3 protein-coding genes are annotated in these 2,795 nt (G+C 72.3%); all 3 read left to right on the plus strand.

The window, feature by feature from the left end; genetic code table 11:
• Positions 1–17: 17 nt before the first annotated feature.
• Entirely contained in the window at positions 18–509 is a 492-nt protein-coding gene (gene rlmH, locus PKD06_RS18705) for a 23S rRNA (pseudouridine(1915)-N(3))-methyltransferase RlmH (RefSeq protein ID WP_324382812.1), read from the plus strand.
• Positions 510–538: 29 nt separating this feature from the next.
• Positions 539–1,855 (plus strand): peptidoglycan DD-metalloendopeptidase family protein, encoded by a 1,317-nt coding sequence (locus tag PKD06_RS18710; RefSeq protein ID WP_324382814.1) that lies wholly within the window; start codon positions 539–541, stop codon positions 1,853–1,855.
• Positions 1,855–2,795, plus strand: a 941-nt coding sequence (locus tag PKD06_RS18715; RefSeq protein WP_324382816.1) for a S41 family peptidase, incomplete at its 3' end; no start/stop codon positions are given. The genes PKD06_RS18710 and PKD06_RS18715, both read left to right, overlap by 1 nt.

The raw sequence follows: 2,795 nt of genomic DNA on the forward strand, positions 1-2,795 counted from the left end.
TCTGACGCCCGGCCTCCTTGCGCATCCAGCTCGTCGCCGTCGGGCGCCTGAAGGCGGGGCCGGAGCGTGACCTCGCCGAGCGCTACCGCGCCCGCGCCGCCGCCATGGCGAAGCCGCTGGGATTCGCCGGGCCGGACCTGACCGAGCTGCCCGAATCGCGCCGGCGCCGCACCGAGGAGCGGCAGGCCGAGGAGGCCGCCGCGATCGCGGGCAAGGCAGGCTCCGCGCTGCTCGCCATCCTCGACGAAGGCGTGCCCTCGATCGGCTCGGAGGATTTCCCCGCCCGCCTCGCCGCCTTGCGCGACCGCGGCCGCGACGTCGCCTTCGTCATCGGCGGGCCGGACGGCCTCGCGCCGGATCTCAAGGGCCGGGCCGAATGGCCGCTCTCCTTCGGCCGCCTCACCCTGCCGCACCAGCTCGTGCGCGTGCTCGCCCTCGAGCAGATCTATCGCGCTTTCACCATCATCGCGGGCCATCCCTATCACCGCACGGGGACGGGAGAGCCATGAGGGGTGCAGCGAGGCGGCGTCGCTGGGGAATGCCGGGTGCGGTTCTCGCCGCGCTCGCCCTCGCTATGCCTGCCTTCGCCCAGAGCCCGGCCACCCCCGCGGCTCCGGTCCGCACACGCGACGATCCGAGGCAGGAGAAGCAGCGGCGCGAGGATGCCCTGCGCGCCCTCGAACAGACCGCCCGCGACAATGCCGAATCGCGCGGCCGCCTCGAACGCGAGATCGCGACGCTGAAGGCGGACCAGCCGCGGCTCGCGGCGGCCCTCGTCGAGGCAGGGCGCCGGACCCGCGAGGCGGAGGAGCGGGCGCGCGCGACCGAGGCGCGGCTCGACGCGCTGCTTCTCCAGGAGAACGCGATTCGCCGCTCCCTCGAATCGCGGCGCGGTCTTCTCGCGGAGGTCCTGGGGGGGCTTCAGCGGCTCGGCCGCTCGCCGCCGCCGGCCTTTCTCCTGCGGCCGGGCGACCTCCTGGCCGGGCTGCGCAGCGCGATGCTCCTCGGCGCCGTCACGCCCGTCCTGCGGGACGAGGCGCGCCGGCTCGTCGAGGATCTGGGCGAACTGGCCCGGCTGAGGAGCGCCATCGCCGCCGACAGGGCCGTGCTCCAGGCCGAATATTCGTCGCTCGCGGCGGAGCGCGACCGGCTCGCGGCCCTGATCCAGGCGCGGCAGGAGCGGCTCGCCGCAGCCGAGCAGGACGTGCGGCGCGAGCGCAGCCGGGGCGAGCGCCTCGGCCAGGAGGCGCAGACGCTCCGCGACCTGATCGCCCGCATGGAGGAGGAGGCCGCGCAGGCCGCCCGGCGCGAGGCCGAGGCCCGCGAGGCGGCCGAGGCCGGGGCGCGCGAGGTGCGGCAGAAGATCGCGGAGGCCGAGCGCGAGGAGCCGGCGCGGCTCGCACCCCGGCGCGCCTTCGCCGAGCTGCGCGGGACGCTGGTCCGCCCCGCCTCTGGCCGCACGCTCCGCGAATTCGGTGCCTCGGACGGCGCCGGCGGCGCCATGCGCGGCATGGCCATCGCGACGCGGCCCCGCGCCGTCGTGACCACGCCCGCAGAGGGGACGGTCGTCTTCGCCGGCCCGTTCCGGTCCTATGGGCGCGTCTTGATCATCAATGCGGGCGGCGGGTATTATCTTCTGCTGGCCGGCGTGGATTCGATTCAGGTCGAGGTGGGACAGTTCGTGCTGGCGGGAGAACCGGTGGCCCAGATGGGCGAGGTTGCGGCCCCGGCTGCGGCTTTGGGTGTCGTTGAGACGGACTCGCCTGTTCTCTATGTTGAACTGCGTAGGGACGGGACCCCGATCGATCCCGGACCGTGGTGGGCGAAAACTCAGAGCGAAAGGGCTCGAGGCTGATGCGGAAGTTGTCCCTCCTGTTGCTCGGCGCCGCGGCTGGCGCCGGCGCCGCGACGCTGGCGTCGCAGACGCAGATGATGCTTTCCACCAGCGCGGTGGCGGCCTCGGCCGAGACCTATCGCCAGCTCAGCCTCTTCGGAGACGTCTTCGAGAAGGTCCGCGCGGACTATGTGGAGAAGCCCGACGAGGGCAAGCTGATCGAGGCGGCCGTGAACGGCATGCTCGCCTCGCTCGATCCCCATTCCTCCTACATGGACCGCAAGAGCTTCCGGGACATGCAGGTGCAGACCTCCGGCCAGTTCGGCGGCCTCGGCATCGAGGTGACGATGGAGGACGGCCTCATCAAGGTCGTGACCCCGATCGACGAGACGCCCGCCGCCCGCGCCGGCCTCCTCGCCAACGACGTCATCACCCAGATCGACGACGATCAGGTCCAGGGCCTGACGCTCAACCAGGCCGTCGACAAGATGCGGGGCCCGGTCAACACCTCGGTCCGGCTGAAGATCCAGCGCGCCGGCAAGGAGCCCTTCGAGGTTACGCTGGTCCGCGACACCATCCGCGTCCGCCCGGTCCGCTCCCGCGTCGAGGGCGGCGACATCGCCTATCTGCGCATCGGCCAGTTCAACGAGCAGACCTACGAGAGCCTGCGCGCCCAGATCGAGAAGCTCACCGCCGAGATCGGCCCCGACAAGATCAAGGGCTACATCATTGACCTGCGCAACAATCCGGGCGGCCTGCTCGACCAGGCCATCATGGTCTCCGACGCCTTCCTCGACCGGGGCGAGATCGTCTCGACCCGCGGCCGCAACTCGGAGGAGAACCAGCGCTTCAACGCCAAGCCCGGCGACCTGACCAAGGGCAAGCCGGTCGTGGTGCTCGTCAACGGCGGCTCCGCCTCCGCCTCGGAGATCGTCGCCGGCGCCCTCCAGGACCACAAGCG

The sequence above is a fragment of the Enterovirga sp. genome, from assembly GCF_035325185.1.
GTDB lineage: Bacteria > Pseudomonadota > Alphaproteobacteria > Rhizobiales > Beijerinckiaceae > Enterovirga.